This window comes from Rhodanobacter sp. UC4448_H15, from assembly GCF_052978265.1.
Map to the genome: position 1 here is coordinate 2,779,532 of NZ_CM129665.1, position 15,565 is coordinate 2,795,096.

General features: G+C 66.5%; 19 protein-coding genes. 7 read left to right on the forward strand and 12 right to left on the reverse strand.

What is annotated here, in order from left to right:
* Positions 1–37 precede the first annotated feature (37 nt).
* The 4 genes from cycA to ACVCMI_RS12810 form a co-directional block, all read right to left on the reverse strand.
* Complete coding sequence (gene cycA, locus ACVCMI_RS12795) at positions 38–1,417, reverse strand: D-serine/D-alanine/glycine transporter (protein ID WP_447098571.1); 1,380 nt, start codon at positions 1,415–1,417, stop codon at positions 38–40.
* Positions 1,418–1,484: 67 nt separating this feature from the next.
* Positions 1,485–2,087, reverse strand: a complete 603-nt coding sequence (locus ACVCMI_RS12800; protein WP_447098570.1) for a 2'-5' RNA ligase family protein — start codon at positions 2,085–2,087, stop codon at positions 1,485–1,487.
* A 64-nt stretch (positions 2,088–2,151) separates the two neighbouring features.
* Entirely contained in the window at positions 2,152–2,850 is a 699-nt protein-coding gene (locus ACVCMI_RS12805) for a histidine phosphatase family protein (protein WP_447098569.1), read from the reverse strand.
* Between the two features lie 98 nt (positions 2,851–2,948).
* The gene (locus tag ACVCMI_RS12810) at positions 2,949–4,403 is read right to left on the reverse strand and encodes an amidohydrolase family protein (protein WP_447098568.1); all 1,455 of its coding nucleotides are present in this window, start codon (positions 4,401–4,403) and stop codon (positions 2,949–2,951) included.
* A gap of 170 nt (positions 4,404–4,573) precedes the next feature.
* Between ACVCMI_RS12810 and ACVCMI_RS12815 the strand changes: the two genes are divergently transcribed.
* From ACVCMI_RS12815 to ACVCMI_RS12830, 4 genes are all read left to right on the forward strand, one after another.
* Positions 4,574–5,050, forward strand: a complete 477-nt coding sequence (locus ACVCMI_RS12815) for a MarR family winged helix-turn-helix transcriptional regulator (protein WP_447098567.1) — start codon at positions 4,574–4,576, stop codon at positions 5,048–5,050.
* A gap of 47 nt (positions 5,051–5,097) precedes the next feature.
* Positions 5,098–5,391, forward strand: coding sequence for a hypothetical protein (locus tag ACVCMI_RS12820; RefSeq protein WP_447098566.1), 294 nt, complete (start codon positions 5,098–5,100; stop codon positions 5,389–5,391).
* 119 nt (positions 5,392–5,510) lie between these two features.
* On the forward strand, positions 5,511–5,672 hold the full coding sequence (locus tag ACVCMI_RS12825) for a hypothetical protein (protein WP_447098565.1): 162 nt from the start codon (positions 5,511–5,513) through the stop codon (positions 5,670–5,672).
* Between the two features lie 21 nt (positions 5,673–5,693).
* A complete protein-coding gene (locus ACVCMI_RS12830; protein WP_447098564.1) occupies positions 5,694–6,656 on the forward strand; it encodes an HNH endonuclease in 963 nt (320 codons plus the stop codon).
* A 96-nt stretch (positions 6,657–6,752) separates the two neighbouring features.
* Here ACVCMI_RS12830 and ACVCMI_RS12835 read toward each other — a convergent pair whose 3' ends face one another.
* From ACVCMI_RS12835 to htpG, 3 genes are all read right to left on the reverse strand, one after another.
* A complete protein-coding gene (locus ACVCMI_RS12835; RefSeq protein WP_447098563.1) occupies positions 6,753–7,073 on the reverse strand; it encodes a helix-turn-helix domain-containing protein in 321 nt (106 codons plus the stop codon).
* Positions 7,066–7,440 carry a type II toxin-antitoxin system RelE/ParE family toxin gene (locus ACVCMI_RS12840; RefSeq protein WP_447098562.1) on the reverse strand — a complete coding sequence of 125 codons (375 nt, stop codon included), beginning with the start codon at positions 7,438–7,440 and terminating at the stop codon, positions 7,066–7,068. Before ACVCMI_RS12840 ends, ACVCMI_RS12835 begins: the two co-directional genes overlap by 8 nt.
* A 117-nt stretch (positions 7,441–7,557) precedes the next feature.
* Entirely contained in the window at positions 7,558–9,429 is a 1,872-nt protein-coding gene (gene htpG / locus ACVCMI_RS12845; protein ID WP_447098561.1) for a molecular chaperone HtpG, read from the reverse strand.
* 181 nt (positions 9,430–9,610) lie between these two features.
* Between htpG and gluQRS the strand changes: the two genes are divergently transcribed.
* Together gluQRS and phbB are read left to right on the forward strand one after the other, a co-directional pair.
* Complete coding sequence (gene gluQRS, locus ACVCMI_RS12850) at positions 9,611–10,477, forward strand: tRNA glutamyl-Q(34) synthetase GluQRS (protein ID WP_447098560.1); 867 nt, start codon at positions 9,611–9,613, stop codon at positions 10,475–10,477.
* A gap of 106 nt (positions 10,478–10,583) precedes the next feature.
* Positions 10,584–11,324 carry a beta-ketoacyl-ACP reductase gene (phbB, locus tag ACVCMI_RS12855; RefSeq protein ID WP_395119344.1) on the forward strand — a complete coding sequence of 247 codons (741 nt, stop codon included), beginning with the start codon at positions 10,584–10,586 and terminating at the stop codon, positions 11,322–11,324.
* A gap of 124 nt (positions 11,325–11,448) precedes the next feature.
* Here the strand turns inward: phbB and ACVCMI_RS12860 are convergent, their stop codons facing one another.
* Positions 11,449–12,237 (reverse strand): tRNA threonylcarbamoyladenosine dehydratase, encoded by a 789-nt coding sequence (locus tag ACVCMI_RS12860; RefSeq protein ID WP_447098559.1) that lies wholly within the window; start codon positions 12,235–12,237, stop codon positions 11,449–11,451.
* A gap of 143 nt (positions 12,238–12,380) precedes the next feature.
* Between ACVCMI_RS12860 and ACVCMI_RS12865 the strand changes: the two genes are divergently transcribed.
* On the forward strand, positions 12,381–12,770 hold the full coding sequence (locus tag ACVCMI_RS12865; protein ID WP_395119348.1) for a cytochrome c: 390 nt from the start codon (positions 12,381–12,383) through the stop codon (positions 12,768–12,770).
* A gap of 13 nt (positions 12,771–12,783) precedes the next feature.
* Here the strand turns inward: ACVCMI_RS12865 and ACVCMI_RS12870 are convergent, their stop codons facing one another.
* The 4 genes from ACVCMI_RS12870 to ACVCMI_RS12885 all read right to left on the reverse strand — a co-directional run bounded on the left by ACVCMI_RS12870 (position 12,784) and on the right by ACVCMI_RS12885 (position 15,455).
* Positions 12,784–13,086 (reverse strand): DUF962 domain-containing protein, encoded by a 303-nt coding sequence (locus ACVCMI_RS12870; RefSeq protein WP_395119350.1) that lies wholly within the window; start codon positions 13,084–13,086, stop codon positions 12,784–12,786.
* A gap of 44 nt (positions 13,087–13,130) precedes the next feature.
* A complete protein-coding gene (locus ACVCMI_RS12875) occupies positions 13,131–14,192 on the reverse strand; it encodes an NADH:flavin oxidoreductase/NADH oxidase (RefSeq protein WP_447098558.1) in 1,062 nt (353 codons plus the stop codon).
* Between the two features lie 51 nt (positions 14,193–14,243).
* Positions 14,244–15,161: an alpha/beta hydrolase family protein gene (locus ACVCMI_RS12880; protein WP_447098557.1), complete on the reverse strand. Its 918-nt coding sequence runs from the start codon at positions 15,159–15,161 to the stop codon at positions 14,244–14,246.
* Positions 15,162–15,245: 84 nt separating this feature from the next.
* Positions 15,246–15,455 (reverse strand): cold-shock protein, encoded by a 210-nt coding sequence (locus ACVCMI_RS12885; RefSeq protein ID WP_395119356.1) that lies wholly within the window; start codon positions 15,453–15,455, stop codon positions 15,246–15,248.
* Positions 15,456–15,565: the final 110 nt, after the last annotated feature.

Consider the following 15,565-nt stretch of genomic DNA (forward strand, 5'->3'; position numbering starts at 1 on the left):
CGCCGGATTGCCCGCAGCGGGACAACAGACATTCGGCTCATGCGCGGCGCGCCCGGCGCCCCTTCCACGCGTAACCGATCCCCAGCAGCACGAACCACACCGGACTCGCAATCAGCGCCTCGCGCGTATCCGGCTGCAGGCTCAGCAGTACCAGCACGAACACGAAGAACGCCAGGCACACCCAGCACATGAACACGCCGCCGGGCATCTTGTAGATCGACGCCTCGTGCAATTGCGGGCGCTTGCGCCGATAGGCCATGTAGGCAAACAGGATCAGCGACCACACGAACATGAACAGCACCGCCGACACCGTGGTGACCAGGGTGAAGGCGGTGACGAGGTCAGGAATCAGGTAGATCAGCGCCGCACCCAGCAGCAGGCAGAAGCAGGAGAACAACAGGCCCAGCGATGGCACCGCAGCGCGCGACAGCCGACCGAACGTCTTCGGCGCATGTTTTTCTTCGGCCAGGCCGTACAGCATGCGGCTGGTGGAGAAGATGCCGCTGTTGGCCGACGAGGTGGCCGAAGTCAGCACCACGAAATTGATCAGGCTGGCCGCGGCCGGGATGCCGGCCAGCACGAACAACTCCACGAACGGGCTCTTGCTCGGCTCCACCAGGCGCCACGGCGTGACCATCATGATCGCGACCAGCGCCAGCACGTAGAAGATGATGATGCGGATCGGGATCGAGTTGATCGCCTTGGGCAGGTTGCGCTGCGGGTTGGCGGTTTCCGCGGCGGTGGTGCCGACCAGCTCGATGCCGACGAAGGCGAACACCGCAATCTGGAAACCGGCGAAGAAACCGCTCATCCCCTTCGGAAAGAAGCCGTCGTCGTTCCACAGGTTGGCCACCGAGGCCTGGTGCCCGGTGGGCGAGGTGAAGCCCCAGGCGACCAGCGCAAAGCCGGTGACGATCAGCGCGCAGATCGCCACGATCTTGATCAGCGCGAACCAGAACTCCATCTCGCCGAACAGTTTCACCGTGACCAGGTTGAGGCTGAGCAGCAGCAGCACGCACAGCACGGCCGGAATCCACGGCGCCAGCCCCGGGAACCAGAACTGCGTGTATGCCGCGATGGCGATGACGTCGGCGATCGCGGTGATGATCCAGCAGAACCAGTAGGTCCAGCCGCAGAAGAAACCGGCCCACGGCCCGAGCAGGTCGGTGGAGAAATCGATGAACGACTTGTACTCGAGGTTCGACAGCAGCAGCTCGCCCATCGCCCGCATCACGAAGAACAGCATCACGCCGATGATCAGGTAGACCAGCAGGATCGACGGCCCGGCCAGGCTGATCGTCTTGCCCGAACCCATGAACAGGCCGGTACCGATCGCGCCGCCGATGGCGATCAGTTGCAGATGTCGGTTGGAAAGGCTGCGGCGCAGATGGTCGGGTTGTCCCGGCAATGCGGTCATGCGTCGAGCCTTTGCAATGAGGAAAGCGACAACATACAGAAAACCGGGCCCCGCGTGCACTCCCGCGCTACGCGCCCGCAGGCGCCGCCCGCGCGCAGTCCAGCGGCCAGCAGCCGAGCCGGATATGCCGCGTCCTGCCCAGCAGGCTGTGCACCAGCACGAATTCGTCGACGCGCCAGCCGATCGGCGCCACCGGCTCGGCGGCCACCTTGCGCGCGTCATATGCCAGGGTGACATGCGGCTCGAAACCGGCCCCGACCGGCACCACGCCCGCCTCGCGCAACAGCGCGGCAAGTTGCGCCTGGAAGGCGCGCAACGGCGCATTGCCGCCATCGGCGCGCAGCACGAACGGCAGCTTGTCGCGCCGGCCGTCGAAACTGGCCACGCGGTCGAACACCACTTCGAAAGGCGCTTCCAGCACCCGCGCTGCCGCCTTCATCGTGGCCTGCGCCACATCCGGTGGCAGCCCGGCCCAGTCGCCCAGATGCAGCAGGGTGATGTGGAAACGCTCCGGCAGCAGCGGCCTGCCGCGCAACCCGTGGCGGGTGCATTGTTCGGCGGCAAGCGCGCTCAACCGCGCCACGGTTGCCTGATCGGGGAACACCGCAAGGAACAGCCGGTCGGTCGCCGCCGCGGGTGCAAAGCCGGGAAATGAAGTCTGTGCCGCCACGCCCGTCACCCTCTGTGGTCATTGCCGGTGCGCGGCACCGGCGAGTTCAGTCCCTGCCCGCGCATCACTGCGGCAACGACGGAATCGCGAGGCTGCGCTCGGGGTCGCCGCTGGCGCCCGTGCGCAGGCCCGGCGGGATGTGCCCGACATCGCCCACCGAGATCACCTTGAACGTGCCGTCGGCCTCCACCCGGATGCGGGTGATGCTGGCATTGCCCACCGACATCTCCAGCCACGCCTGCGGATCGACGCCCATCGCGCGCACCACCATGTTGCGGATCACGTTGCCGTGGCAGACCATCAGGTCGGTCTGCTCATGACCGGATGCGGGCTTGAAATAGCGCGCGAACAGGCGATCGAACTGCGCCTTGCAGGCGGCCAGATCGGCCGGCTTTTCCTTCGCCATGATCGCGGCCCGGCGCGTCGGCGGCGTGCACTCGGCCAGATCGTCGACCACCTCGAAGCGACGCGCCGGGAAGTCCTCGCCGATCAACGCCGCCGTATCGCGCGCCCGCTGCACCGGGCTGACATACATCGCATCGAAACGCGTCGGCAACCCGGCCAGCCGCGCACCCGCCAGATGCGCCTGCGCCACCCCGAGCGGCGCCAGCTGCGGCCCCAGCTTCGGATCGGCTTTCGCATCGGGCAGGTAATAGCCGTGGCGCACCAGCACGATGGTGCGGGCAGCCGGCGCCGCCACATCGGCCGCGTGCAACGGGGCGATCAGCAACACCAGGCACAACCAGGGGAGCAGCCTTTTCATCACGAGCGATCCTGCAGCGGGTGTGGTGTCGAATGGTACCCGCTGCACGTCGTCATTCCCGTGCACCGCCATCCATGGCCATGCATGGGGCCATTCCTTCAACGCAGACCCACCGTGCCCTCGGCAGCCTTGACCAGCTTCGCCGGGTCGTAACCCACGCCATCCTTGAACACGAGGGTGACGTTCTCGATGTCCTTGATGCGCTCCGCCGGGTTGCCCCTGACCAGCACCAGGTCAGCCGCCTTGCCCACGTCGATCGAGCCGATCTCCTTTTCCACGCCCATGAAACGCGCGCCGTTCAAGGTGGCGATCCGGATGGCCTGCACCGGCGTGAGGCCCGCCTCCACCAGCAGCTCCACCTCACGCTGGTCGCCATAGCCCGCGATCACGCCACCGTAGCCGGTGGGATCGAGGCCGGCGAGCAGGGTGCCACCGGCCTCGACGAAGGCGCGTTCGAAAGCCATCTCCAACTTGAACGCCTGCGGCCACGGGGAATCCTTCATCGCCGCGACGCGCTCGCGCGCCTTCAGGTATTCGACGCGGGCCTGCGGCAACATCGCGTCCAGCACCCGCGCACCCTGCGGCGCGCGGCCGGGCACGAAAGTCTCGAACACCGGCAGCGTGGAGGTCACCGCAACGCGCTTCGCCACCAGATGCTTGATCAGCGCCCGGATTTCCGAGCCGTCGACCTTCAGCGTCGCCAGGTGCGCCACCGCGGCCTTGGTGTCCGGACACACATCCGGCTGCTTGCCGGGGCTGAACTCGGTGTCCACAAACAAGCCGTGCTCGAGATCGTCGATGCCGAGATCCGCCGCTTCGGTGAAGCCGATCGAACACAGGTGGCCGGTCACCTTGATGCCGCGCGCATGCGCCGCCGCGATCGCCGCCGACAACTCGGCGCGGGTGATGTGCATGTACGCCTTGAACGACGTCGCACCCTCGTCCATCCAGTAGTTCACCGTATCGCGCGCGTCGGCGGCATCTGCCAGCTCGTGCATCTGCGGCGTGAAGCTGCCCTTGCCTTCCAGATACGGCCCGGTGGTGTGCATCTTCGGCCCCGGAATACGGCCCGCGTCGATCGCCTTCTTCAGCGCCAGGTCGGTGTAGGGCTCGGTGCTGCCGGTGGTGCGGATGGTGGTGACGCCGCCGGCGAGGTACAGCTTGGGAAAACTCGACGCCTGCTCCGGATAGATCGCCTCCTTTGCCGCGGGATTCACCTTGGGCGCGGGATAGAACATGTGGTCGTGCATGCCGACCAGGCCGGGAATCAGCGTCTGCCCGCCGCCGTCGATGACCGTCGCGCCCTCGGGCAAGGTCACGTGGCGCCCGACCGCCGCGATGCGCCCGTCGCGCAGCAACACCGTCTGGTTCTCCCGGGCGGGCGTGCCGTGGCCGTCGATCACCCGCACGTGGATGATCGCCAGCAGTGGCTGGGCGTGCACGACATAAACCTGCGCCGGAGACGACAACACCGGCATGGCGGCCCGGGCCGGCGACGCGGCCCCGAACGCGGCGCAGACCACAACCAGGGCGAACGCCCGCACTGTACTCATGCCACGAAGATTCGACGAACGATGCATGACTGCCCCCGGTTTGCGTGATGCACGGTTCCACTCGACCGCGCCGGGCGGAATGTACGCCCAGCGCCGCCGCCGGGGAATGGCTTGCCGCGACCAATTTGTCATGTATGTTGACTGTCAAGTACACGGACTAATGAGTTGCCATGTCCCGCACACCTCACTGGCACGAGCAAGTCGTGACGCCGGCCCTGCTCCGCCACGCGCGAACCATTTACGGCACGGCCATGCGCCGGGCACTGGGCAACGCCGGCTATCACGATATTCCGAAGAACGGCCTGTACCTGATTGGCGGCATGGCACTCCACGAGCGCGGCGTGCCGCTGGGGGAACTGGTCCGGGAGTTGCGCGTGTCCAAGCAGGCCGCCAGCCAGCTCGTCGACGCACTGGTGGCGGGTGGCTACCTGCAGCGTGCCGCCGACGAAAACGATCGCCGCAAGCTGGTCGTGACCCTGACTCGACGAGGCCGCGCCGCCGCGGAGGTGCAGGCGAAAGCGCGCGAGCAGGTCGACGCCGAACTGCTTGCGCGTGTCGGTGCCCGCGCGGTCGGCACCACCCGCAGGACGCTCGCCGCCCTGATCGACCTCGGCCAGCCCGGCGAAAGTGGCCACCGACACGACTGAGCCGCTTGCTGGAACCTTTGCTCCAGCCCCACCACATGAGCGATGCCATGCACGACTATCTCTTCCTGATGCACCCGCTGCCTCCCGGCTCCGACAGAAACCCCGGCGACTGGGGTTCCTACCTAGCCCGACTTCGTCGCACCGGCCGGTTCGGCGGGGGCAGCTCGGTCGGCGGCGGCGTGTGCGTCTCCCGCTCCGGCGTCGCGCCGATCTCGATGCCACTCGCGGGCTACATCCGGGTCAGCGCGGATTCCATCGAGGATGCCTGTGCCCTGCTCGAGGGAAATCCCGTGATCGAGGCGGGCGGCACCGTCGAGGTGCGCGAGCTCCCGCGCGACTGAGGCGGCTCGGGCGCGGGACAGGTTGACGGAGCGCCTGGCGCAGAGGACAGTGACGGCGCTGGAAAACGACACGCCGGCGCGCGCCCCGGCCATCGCCAGGAGTCGTCCGGGAGGCCATCATGAGCTCCCTTCAGCCCACCTTGTTCGCCGCCATGGTGCTGCTCGCCGCAACCGGTACCGCCACGGTGTCCTCCGTTTCGCTCAACGGATTCACGCCCAAGGTATCAGCAAGGCTGCGCCCCTGCCTCGGTGAGGTTCCCTGCGCGGATCGCCTGGGCTAACCTGGCCCGAGGGGGCGCGGCATGGCGTATTGGTGGGTCAACCACAAACAGACTCGCGACCACGAGGTTCGTGGTGGCTATCTGTGGTCGCCCTATCGAAACGCCAACGGCGCGTACAACCAGACCTACGAGAACATGAAGCTCGTGCGGCCGGGCGATATCGTCTTCTCGTATGCCCACGGTCGCATCGGTTCTGTCGGCCGTGTCACCGTTCCCGCCTCGCCTAGCCCCAAGCCCATCGAGTTCGGCAATGTCGGTGATTACTGGTCCCGCGAAGGCTGGCTTGTCGAGGTCGATTTCAGGGAAGCACACCGCCCACTGCGACCCGCGGAGCATATCCAGGCCATCGCCCCGATGCTTCCACCACGTCATTCGCCATTGCAAAAGAATGGCCACGGCAATCAGGGATGCTATCTGGCTGGAATCTCCGATGCGCTCGGCCACGTGCTGATGGCCTCGCTCGATATGCAACAAGTACGCGATCTGGATCAGGAGGTCCCGTATCTGATCGAGCATGAACCCAACGCCCAGGTGCTCGACGATATCCACCGCATCGAAACAGACGCCTCGGTCCCCGAAACCCAGCGCCGGCAACTGGCCAAAGCCCGGGTCGGCCAAGGTTACTTTCGCAAACAGGTAATCCTGCTGGACGGTGCTTGCCGCGTCACCGGCGTCACCGACACCCGCGTGCTTATCGCAAGCCACATCAAACCCTGGCGCGAAGCCTCCAACGCGGAGCGCCTCAGCGGCTACAACGGACTGCTGCTCTCGCCGCACGTCGACGCCCTGTTCGACGAACAGTTCATCACATTTGAAGACGACGGCCGCATGCACGTCCATCCCTCGCTATCGCGCGACGTGCTCGATCGCTGGTCAATTGATCCGCACAGGCGCGTTGACCCATTCCGGTCAGAGCAAGCTTCGTTCCTCGCACATCACCGAGAGCTCTTCGCGCGCAAGGCGACATCCCTTTGGCTCACCTAAAATTCGCGGTGACGCTCGCACGGAATTTGTTGCCCGCAATTTCAGCGCATGAGCCCGCTCGCGGTGATACTCGGCTGCGTCGAGCCCGTTCGCGTCCTACAAAACAGCCTCCAGCCCCTTGCGATCAATCAGGTTCAGCAGCTTCAGCGAAGGACCGCTGGGCTTCTTCTCGCCAATTTCCCACTTCTGCACGGTGGAAACGCTGGTGTTGAGCACGGCAGCGAAGACGGCCTGGCTGACCTTCGAATTCTCGCGGATCAGCTTGATCTTGCTTGCGTCAATGTCCGGCACGGCGAGATGGCTCAGCGCTTCGTACTCGTGCATGCGGCGCTTGCTGATCACACCAGCCCGATGCAGGCCTGTGGCCGTCTCGTGGACTTCGGCAAGAATGCGGCTCTTGCGGACTTTGTTAGTCATGGTCTACCTCCACAAGTTCGTCGGCTTCCAGCGCGGCGGCAAGAGCTTTGTCGTCCTGACCAAGAAGATCTGACGCCAGCTCCTGCAGCGCGCGAAGCTCATGCTTGTCGATATTGGCTCGTTCGTTCTTGCCGAAACCAAAGATGAAGTACCAGCGGTCGCCTCGATTGGTGGCGACGATGGTTCGTGCGCCTCCGCGCTTTCCACGGCCGGGCAAGGCAATCCGTTTCTTGACCAACTGTCCGCCGAGGTCGGCATCGATCAGTCCTGCCTCCATCTCGATCACCGACTGGAACAGATCAGGACCGGCCAGACCCGTCTTGCCCATCCAACGGCTGAACGTCCGTGTTCTGAAAATCCGTTTCATGGCTACAACCATAGCACTTGGTGATATGGTTTTCATCTGCCCGTGGAGTCCTCGCATCAGTCAAAAAAGAAGCCCGCCATCGGCGGGCTTCTTCAGGCCAACGAGGTATCCCGTGCCCTACCCCAGCAACACCCGGTTCATCCGCTGCACGAATGCGGCGGGGTCCGGCAGCTGTGCACCGGCGGAAATCTCCGCCTGCTCCAGCAGCAGCGTAGCGAGATCGCGCGCCTTGTCCTCATCGGCCTCGTTCTCCACACGCTTGACCAGCGCGTGCGCCGGGTTGATCTCCAGCGTTGGCTTGCTCTCGGGCATGTCCTGCCCGGCTTCGCGCAGCAGACGCGCCAGGTGCGGGGCCATTTCGTAATCGGAGAGCGCCAGGCACGACGGCGAATCGGTCAGGCGGGCGGACACCTTCACCTCGCCCACGCGATCGCCGAGCAGGTCCTTGAGCTTCTTCAGCAGCGGCTCGGCCTCTTTCGTGGCCTCTTCCTGCTTTTTCTTGTCGGCCTCGTCCAGCGGTACCTCGCCCTTGGCCACGCTCTTGAGCTTCTTGCCTTCGTACTCGCTCAGGGAGCCGATCATCCATTCGTCGATGCGGTCGGACATCAGCAGCACCTCGATGTCCTTGGCCTTGAACGCTTCCAGCTGCGGGCTGCCGGCGGCGGCCTTGTAGCTGTCGGCGGTGATGTACCAGATCGCGTCCTGGCCGACGGCCATGCGGCTGATGTAGTCGTCCAGCGAGACGTTCTGTGCGGTGCCCTCGCCCTTGGTCGAGGTGAAGCGCAGCAGCTTGGCGATGCGCTCGCGGTTGTTGGCGTCTTCGCTGATGCCTTCCTTGAGCGTATTGCCGAAGGCCTTGTAGAAGGTCGCGAACTTCTCCGGTTCGTCGCGGGCGAGCTTCTCGATCAGGTCGAGCACGCGCTTGACGCAAGCCGCCTTGATGCGGTCGACCTGACGGTTGTGCTGCAGGATTTCGCGGCTGACGTTGAGCGGCAGGTCGTCGGCATCGACCACGCCGCGCACGAAGCGCAGGTAGTTCGGCAGCAGCTCTTCGGCGGCGTCCATGATGAAGACGCGCTTGATGTAGAGCTTCAGGCCCTTGCGCTCGTCGCGGCCGCCCATCATCAGATCGAACGGCGGCTGCGCGGGAATGTAGAGCAGCGTGGTGAAACTCTGGCTGCCCTCGACGCGGTTGTGCGTCCACGCCAGCGGGTCGTTGAAATCGTGGCCGAGCGACTTGTAGAAGCTCTGGTAGTCCTCGTCGGAAATGTCCGATTTCGGCTTGGTCCACAGCGCGGAGGCCGCGTTGATGCTCTCGAACTCGTCGGTGGGCTTGCCGTCCTTTTCCACCGGCATGCGGATCGGGAACGCCACGTGGTCGGAGTACTTGCGGATCAGCGATTTCAGCTGCCAGCCCTTGAGGAAGTCGTCCTCGTCGGCCTTCAGGTGCAGGATCACCGCGGTGCCGCGTTCGGCCTGCTCGACCGGTTCCAGCGAGTACTCGCCCTTGCCGTCGCTCTCCCACTTCACGCCCTCGGCCGCGGGTGCGTCCGCGCGCCGGGTCACCACGGTGACCTTGTCGGCCACCACGAAGGCGGAATAGAAACCCACGCCGAACTGGCCGATCAGGCGGGCGTCGGCCTTCTGCTCGCCGCTCATCGCCTCCAGGAAACGGCGCGTGCCCGAGCTGGCGATGGTGCCGATGTTGGCCACCACCTCGTCGCGGCTCATGCCGATGCCGTTGTCGCGCACGGTGACGGTACGCGCCTCCGGGTCCCAGTTGATGTCGATGTGCAACTCGCTGTCGCCGGCCAGGAGTCCGGGCTTGGCGATCGACTCGAAGCGCAGCTTGTCGCAGGCGTCGGAGGCGTTGGAGATCAGCTCGCGCAGGAAGATCTCCTTGTGCGAGTACAGCGAGTGGGTGACCAGGCGCAGGACCTGGGCAACTTCGGCTTCGAACTGGCGAGTTTCGGCGACAGGCGCATTCATGGGCGGATTCAACTCCATGGCAAATGAAAATGGTGGGTCGTCGCCTCCTCGGGCATGACCGGCGGACCGACCCCGCACGATCCCCGCACCGGTGGAACCGGTCATGGAAACGCGACAACTGGCCCCGAGATTCGGGCAGCCGGCCGCGGTTTCAAGGCCGGACGGCCGATAAAATGGCCCGATGACGTACCGCGGACGCTTCGCCCCTTCGCCCACCGGGCAACTGCACTTCGGCTCGCTGGTGGCCGCGGTGGGCAGCTGGCTGTGCGCCCGCCACGCCGGCGGCGAATGGCTGGTGCGGATGGAGGATATCGACCCCCCGCGCGAGGTGCCCGGCGCCGCCGCCGACATCCTCGCCGCGCTGCCCGCGTTCGGCCTGGTGGCGGATGCGCCGGTGCTGTTCCAGTCGCAGCGCACCGCCGCCTACGACGAGGCGTTCGCGGCGTTGCGCGCGGCCGACCTGGTATTTCCCTGCACCTGCAGCCGAAGCCAGCTCGCCGCCAGCGGCGGCATCCATCGCGACGGCCACTGCATCGACGGCAGTCACGCCGATCGCGAACCGGCGTGGCGGCTGCGCGTGAGCGATGTGGAGATCGGGTTCGACGACGCCCTGCTGGGGCCGCAACGCGAGCGGTTGCGCGAAACCGTGGGCGATTTCGTGATCCGCCGCGCCGACGGTTTCTATTCCTACCAGTTGGCCTGCGTGGTGGACGACGCCTTCCAGGGCATCACCGAGGTGGTGCGGGGCCAGGACCTGCTCGACTCCACCGCGCGGCAGATCTGGCTGCAGCGCTGCCTGGGCCTGACCACGCCGACGTATCGACACCTGCCCCTGGTGCATGACAAGGCCGGCAACAAGCTGTCGAAATCCTCCCACGCCTGGCCGCTAGACCCCGGCGAGCCCACGCCGGCGCTGCGCCGCGCACTCGCTTTCCTCGGGCAGGCGTTGCCGGACCGGCCGGTGGATGCAGACGCCCTGCTGGCCCACGCGCTGACCAGCTTCGACCCCGCCCGATTGCCGCATTGCAGCGGTAGTTCCCCCGACTGATCGGCTATAACTGGACGGCCGTTCACGCCGTTTTGCACGAGCAGTGCAGGCGCGCGACAACGGCAACATTCGCGTGCTTGACTTGGGCAAACAGGAGATCGACGGCATGACCCAGCGTACGGCTTTGGTTACCGGGGGAACCGGGGGCATCGGCAGCGCCATCGTGCGCCATCTGGCGAAACAGGGTCACAAGGTCGCCACCAATTATCGCGACGAGGCCAAGACCGCCGCCTGGCGCGAAGCGATGGCGCAGGAGGGCATCGAGGTGTGCACGGTGCGCGGCGATGTGTCCGATCCCGAATCCTGCGCGGCGATGGTGCGGGCGATCGAGGAAAAATGCGGTCCGGTGGACATCCTGGTCAACAACGCCGGCATTACCCGCGACACCACCTTCCACAAGATGAACTATCAGCAGTGGACGGACGTGATCAACACCAACCTCAACTCCTGCTTCAACGTCACCCGCGCGGTGATCGAGGGCATGCGCGCGCGCAAGTGGGGCCGCATCGTGCAGATCAGCTCGATCAACGGCCAGAAGGGCCAGTACGGCCAGGCCAACTACGCCGCGGCCAAGGCCGGCATGCACGGTTTCACCATCTCGCTGGCGCAGGAAAACGCCAAGTTCGGCATCACCGTCAACACCGTCTCGCCCGGCTACGTCGCCACCGACATGGTAATGGCCGTGCCGGCGGAAGTGCGCGCCAAGATCGAGGCGCAGATCCCGCTCGGCCGGCTCGGCCGGCCGGAGGAGATCGCCCACGCCGTGGCCTTCCTCACCGGCGAGGAAACCGGCTGGATGACCGGCGCCAACCTGGCGATCAATGGCGGCCAGTACATGGGGTGGTGATGGGGCAGGAGTGAGAGACGAGGAGTGAGAAACGAGGGAGAGCAACAGCCCGGCCGTAGGGCGGGCACGGCCCGCCGTTCTTGATTGCGCGTGCTGTCGAAAAGCACGGCGGGCGGTGCCCGCCCTACGGTTCGCCGAGCAGCTTCTCGATCACCTTGCCCACCGCCGCAAAGGCGAACGCGCCGGTGACGTGGGTGGCCGCGCCCAGGCCGCCGCCGCAGGCGAGGTTCATGGAATCGCCGCCCGGCGGCCGGGTGCCGCAGACAGTGCCGTCGGGTTGCGGGTACTGCACGTTCTGCAGCGAATAGACGGCTGAAACGCCGAAGTAGCGATCGGGGTTGCGCGGGAAATTGAAATCCGCACGGAGCTTCTTGCGGATCAGGCTGAACATTGCGTCGTGCTCCGTGCGCGACAGGTCGCGCACGCGGATCTGGGTGGGGTCGGTGCGGCCACCCGCCGAGCCCACGCTGACGATCGGCAGCTTGCGCCGGCGGCACCAGGCGATCGTTTCCAGCTTCACCCGGAACGCGTCGCAGGCATCGAGCACCACGTCGTAGCCGCGGTCGAGCAGCTCGTCCAGCGTGGCCGGGGTGAGGAAGCGCTCGATCGCCTCCAGCCGGATCGCCGGGTTGATCGCACGCGCGCGCGCCGCCATCACGCCCACTTTCGACTTGCCGTATTCGCCGTCCAGCGCGTGCAGCTGGCGATTGGTGTTGGACACGCAGACCTCGTCGGCGTCGATCAGGGTGAGCCGGCCCACGCCGCTGCGCGCCAGCGCCTCGACCGCCCACGAGCCGACGCCGCCCACGCCGATCACGCAGACATGCTTCTGCGCCAGCGTGCCCACGCTGCCCTGCCCGAACAACCGCTCGACGCCGGCGAAGCGCTCGACCGGCACGGCTACCTCGTTCATGGCATACCCGCGCGAAGCGGCGGCGGCAGGAAAACGGTCACGGCGAGCACCCTGGCGAAAACGGTCATTTTATCGCGCCGGCTTGGCCTCGCGGCAGTCGCGCAGGCTATGCTTGCGCTTATCCCTCGAAATGGAGCGGCTCCATGCGTGTTGCCCTGATGATCCTGCTCGGCCTGGTGATTGGCATCATCGGTACCGTCAACGTGATGAACGTGCTGAGCGAGCGCAATCCGATGCCCGCAGCGGTGATGCATACGCTCGGCTATCACGTGGGCGAATTGAAAGGCGCGATCAAGGCCAACCAGTGCGAGGCGGCGAAGGTCCAGCATCACCTGGCCCGGCTCGAATCCACCGCCAGCGACATCACGCCGGTGTTCGGCATGAACGACAAGGATTTCGCCGACCACGCCAGCCAGTTGCAGGACCGCCTGCACCAGGCCGTGGCAGCGGCGCCGGCGACCTGCACCGCGCTGGCCGCCGTGCTCAAGCCGGTGGGAGAGAGCTGCAAGAGCTGCCACGACAAATATCGCTGATCGCGGGCGCCGCTCAGAAGCGGATCTTGCCGCGCAGCATCTGCGCGTACATCACCCAGTCGCCGGCAAGGCTGTACAGCGGGTGCTTGAACGTGGCCGGGCGATTTTTCTCGAACGCGTAGTGGCCCAGCCAGGCGAAGCCGTAGCCGGCCACCGGCACCAGCCACAGCCAGCGCCACTGGCCGCTCGCCACGGCCAGCACCAGCACCGCGAGCACCAGCGTGCTGCCGATGAAATGCATTCGGCGACAGCTGCGATTGGCGTGCTCGCCGAGATAGAACGGATAGAACTCGGCAAAACTGCGAAAGGTCGACATGCTGCTGCTCCGCGAGCGGGCGCCCTGATTCCGCCCCGCCACATTTACCAGGCGCGTTGATATTGCACCGGTGCGTCGATCGACGCACCCAGCTGCGCTGCCGCGCGGCGGGGAAAATAGGGATCGCGCAGGCTCTCGCGGGCGATCAGCACCACGTCGGCGGCGCCGTTGGCGATGATCTGCGCGGCCTGCTCCGCGCCGGTGATCAGGCCCACCGCACCGGTGGCGATCCCGGCCTCGCGGCGGATTTGCGCCGCGAACGGCACCTGGTAACCCGGCGCCAGCGGAATCTTCACGTGCGGCAGCAAGCCGCCGCTGGAGACGTCGATCAGGTCCACGCCCAGGGGCTTCATCTGGCGCGCCAGTTCCACGCTCTGCCCGATGTCCCAGCCGCCGGCATCCGCCCAGTCGGTAGCCGAGACGCGCAGCCACAACGGCAGTGCGGCCGGCCACACCTCGCGCACGGCGACGACCACCTCGCGCACCAGACGAATGCGATTCTCGAAGCTGCCGCCGTAAGCATCGTCGCGCCGGTTGCTCAGCGGCGACAGGAACTGATGCAGCAGGTAGCCGTGCGCCGCATGCACCTCGATCAACTCGAAACCCGCTGCCAGCGCGCGTTGCGCGGCGGCGCGAAAGTCCGCGATCACCGCCTGGATACCGGCCTCGTCCAGCGCCTGCGGCGCCGGCCAGCCGGCAGCGAACGGCAGCGCCGAGGGCGCCACGGTAAGCCAGTCGCCCTGCCCCGCCGGCACGGGGCCGTGCCCGTCCCACGGCCGCAGCGTGCTGGCCTTGCGCCCGGCGTGAGCCAACTGCATGCCGGCAATCGCGCCCTGCGCCTTGATGAAACGGGTGATCGGCTGCCATGCCTGCAACTGGGCGTCGTTCCACAGGCCGGTGTCCTGCGGCGAGATGCGCCCCTGCGCGGACACCGCCGAAGCCTCGGCGATCACCAGCGCCGCGCCGCCGACCGCGCGGCTGCCCAGGTGCACCATGTGCCAGTCATTGGGCACGCCGTCGGTGGCCGAGTATTCGCACATCGGCGACACCGCGAGGCGGTTGCGCAAGGTCAGGCTGCGTTGGGCAAGCGGATCGAACAGGTTCATGGGAAATCCAGCGTCACGGAACGGTTGAGATGCAGACGGCGACGCCGGGAATCAAGCCGCCGTGTCGTCGCGCGCGACGAAAGTCGCATCCTCCCCGGCCAACCAGCCGGCGATGCGCGCGGCGACCGGCGCCGGCGCCTTCATCCAGCCGAAATGGTCGGCCGGCGTGCCATCCAGGTCGTCGCGCAAGATCGTCTCCACGCGACGCGCGGCTGGACCGAGCTTGCCCAGCAGCCATGCCAGCGAGGCCGGCGGACCGAGCCAGTCCTGCTGCAGTCGCAGCGCCAGCACCGGCAGTTGCAGCGCGGCCAGCAAGCGCTCGAAATCCTGCGTCATGCCGGCCACCGCATAGCGGCCGCTGCGGCCGCTGCGTGCCCAGTCGGCGATCACGCCGCGCGCCTCGTTGCCGCCGAAACCGATCCGCCGCCCGGGCAGATGGCCGACCAGCGCAGCCAGCCAGGGCGCCAGCGCATAAGCGGCACCAATCAGCCAGCCGTGCCGGAACCGCCGCCAGTACGGCGCGCCACTGGCGACCAGCACCATGCCGGCGAAATCGTGCGGATGCAGGCTGGCGTAAAGCAGTCCGAGCTGGCCGCCGAGGCTGTGGCCGCCCAGCCAGCAGCGCGCCTGCGGCCAGCGCTGGCGCACCGCCGCCATGCCGGCGGGCAAGTCGTCCTGCAGCAATTGACGGTAACCCCAGTTGCAATCGCGGCCGGCGCGCCGATCGCTGGAGCCGATGCCGCGCCATTCATGCAACACCACGGCGACGCCGGCCACCGCCAGCGCCTGGGCCAGCGGCAGGTAATGCCGCGCCGGCATGCCCATCGCCGGCATCCAGTACAACAACTGCTGCCAGCGACCGGCCGGAAGCGTGGCCAGCAGCTCGCAGCGCGCGCCGTCTGCGGCGGTGACCGGGATGACCAGCGACTCGGCCGCGACAGGGGCGTTCTGGATGAAATGGTCGGGCATCCCGACAGGCTAGCGAATTGCCCTCGCCACTACAAAAAGAGGCCGGCTTGCGCCGGCCTCCTCAAGCAGACCTCGCCACCGCCATCAGACGGGGGTGACGTCTTCGGCCTGCAGGCCTTTCTGGCCGTCGACCACCTTGAAGGTCACCTTCTGTCCTTCCTGCAGGCTCTTGAATCCCGAACCAGTGATGGCGCGGAAATGCACGAACACGTCGGGGCCGCTTTCACGGCTGATGAAGCCGAAGCCCTTGGCGTCGTTGAACCACTTGACTGTACCCGTTTCACGATCCGACATGACTCACACTCCGATCCAATCCAGACTCTATCGACTAACCGGCCACAGGGGGGCCGACGGTTTACTGAGCATGCCAAGGTCGGGTGCAACGGACGGATTCAGGAAATCCC

Excerpts from the sequence above, each read along its gene's own strand:
- ACVCMI_RS12870 (WP_395119350.1), bottom strand. The coding sequence starts at position 13,086 with ATGTCGACCTTTCGCAGTTTTGCCGAGTTCTATCCGTTCTATCTCGGC.
- ACVCMI_RS12815 (WP_447098567.1), top strand. The coding sequence starts at position 4,574 with ATGTCCCGCACACCTCACTGGCACGAGCAAGTCGTGACGCCGGCCCTG.
- ACVCMI_RS12860 (WP_447098559.1), bottom strand. The coding sequence starts at position 12,237 with ATGAACGAGGTAGCCGTGCCGGTCGAGCGCTTCGCCGGCGTCGAGCGG.
- ACVCMI_RS12805 (WP_447098569.1), bottom strand. The coding sequence starts at position 2,850 with ATGAAAAGGCTGCTCCCCTGGTTGTGCCTGGTGTTGCTGATCGCCCCG.
- ACVCMI_RS12810 (WP_447098568.1), bottom strand. The coding sequence starts at position 4,403 with ATGAGTACAGTGCGGGCGTTCGCCCTGGTTGTGGTCTGCGCCGCGTTC.
- cycA (WP_447098571.1), bottom strand. The coding sequence starts at position 1,417 with ATGACCGCATTGCCGGGACAACCCGACCATCTGCGCCGCAGCCTTTCC.
- ACVCMI_RS12840 (WP_447098562.1), bottom strand. The coding sequence starts at position 7,440 with ATGAAACGGATTTTCAGAACACGGACGTTCAGCCGTTGGATGGGCAAG.
- ACVCMI_RS12825 (WP_447098565.1), top strand. The coding sequence starts at position 5,511 with ATGAGCTCCCTTCAGCCCACCTTGTTCGCCGCCATGGTGCTGCTCGCC.
- ACVCMI_RS12885 (WP_395119356.1), bottom strand. The coding sequence starts at position 15,455 with ATGTCGGATCGTGAAACGGGTACAGTCAAGTGGTTCAACGACGCCAAG.
- htpG (WP_447098561.1), bottom strand. The coding sequence starts at position 9,429 with ATGAATGCGCCTGTCGCCGAAACTCGCCAGTTCGAAGCCGAAGTTGCC.
- ACVCMI_RS12830 (WP_447098564.1), top strand. The coding sequence starts at position 5,694 with ATGGCGTATTGGTGGGTCAACCACAAACAGACTCGCGACCACGAGGTT.
- ACVCMI_RS12865 (WP_395119348.1), top strand. The coding sequence starts at position 12,381 with ATGCGTGTTGCCCTGATGATCCTGCTCGGCCTGGTGATTGGCATCATC.
- gluQRS (WP_447098560.1), top strand. The coding sequence starts at position 9,611 with ATGACGTACCGCGGACGCTTCGCCCCTTCGCCCACCGGGCAACTGCAC.
- ACVCMI_RS12880 (WP_447098557.1), bottom strand. The coding sequence starts at position 15,161 with ATGCCCGACCATTTCATCCAGAACGCCCCTGTCGCGGCCGAGTCGCTG.
- ACVCMI_RS12820 (WP_447098566.1), top strand. The coding sequence starts at position 5,098 with ATGCACGACTATCTCTTCCTGATGCACCCGCTGCCTCCCGGCTCCGAC.
- ACVCMI_RS12875 (WP_447098558.1), bottom strand. The coding sequence starts at position 14,192 with ATGAACCTGTTCGATCCGCTTGCCCAACGCAGCCTGACCTTGCGCAAC.
- phbB (WP_395119344.1), top strand. The coding sequence starts at position 10,584 with ATGACCCAGCGTACGGCTTTGGTTACCGGGGGAACCGGGGGCATCGGC.
- ACVCMI_RS12835 (WP_447098563.1), bottom strand. The coding sequence starts at position 7,073 with ATGACTAACAAAGTCCGCAAGAGCCGCATTCTTGCCGAAGTCCACGAG.